Source organism: Halomonas sp. 3F2F (genome assembly GCF_014897805.1).
Taxonomy (GTDB): domain Bacteria; phylum Pseudomonadota; class Gammaproteobacteria; order Pseudomonadales; family Halomonadaceae; genus Vreelandella.
Genome location: NZ_JABUZE010000092.1, coordinates 1 through 874 on the forward strand (window position 1 = coordinate 1; position 874 = coordinate 874).

1 pseudogene is annotated in these 874 nt (G+C 51.7%); it reads right to left on the reverse strand.

The features are described 5' to 3' along the window. Window positions 1–296: 296 nt before the first annotated feature. Window positions 297–784: pseudogene (locus INT21_RS20765) on the reverse strand (IS30 family transposase); the annotation flags it as partial. Window positions 785–874: the final 90 nt, after the last annotated feature.

Below are 874 nucleotides of genomic sequence, written 5' to 3' on the forward strand. Positions count from 1 at the left end.
TGGTGTGAGAGGACAGGGGAGGCGACTCCCCTTCCTACTCGATTGACATCGATCTGAAGCTGATTCTGAGGGGCTCAGGAAAGCTTTGGGTTAAGGCTTCTGATACTCTCTAAGGGAAAGTCTAATAGAGCCTCTGTGAGGGATAATTTGAAGATAGAGCCTAAGGTAAAATGCTGACCTCACAGTCAGGTGGCGGACAAGAAGCTCAGGGGAGGGGGCATAATCATCGAAGCCTGGTATTTGCAGGGAACACTATGGTGGTACCAAGCGCACCTGCCCTGAGGAGTTTGGCGGCTTTAAGCTCCAAGTGCAACGTTATTGAAGAGTTCTCGGCCTTCTAGCGCCTCGACGTAGACTTCTAACGGTGAGCGTCGCCCCAGTGTCTTGCATGATCGTGTATCCAGTTAGTCGGCGATCTCGTCGAGTCCTTCCTGGCTACAGGCTGGCAGGTCCGTGCGCTTCCGCAGGTACTGCCTCAACAGCCCATAGGTGTCTCATTGGAACCCCACTTCTATGGGCTATGCGGGTCGGCTTAGATCGCTGCACTCGTCTTCTGGGCAATCTCAGCATGTTTGACCATCACTTTGCCCTGGTCATAGGTCATGGACAGGCGCAAAGAGCACGGCGCTTCATTGAGATTGTCAATGAAGCCGACAATCGTGGCTGTGGTGCTATCCACTTTCGCCAAGAGCGTCCCAACGTACCGATGGCAGAGCTGTTATTGGAACCCATAATGAAATCTCCCGCCCAACTCAGGCATTCGACGGTCTTTAATCTCAAGAGGTCACAGGTGGACGCCAGACCAAGTCTGGAATCTGTTAAGCTGTCAGTAAGTGGTTATGCAAAAGTTATCGAGTTACTTTTTCCGTAATTA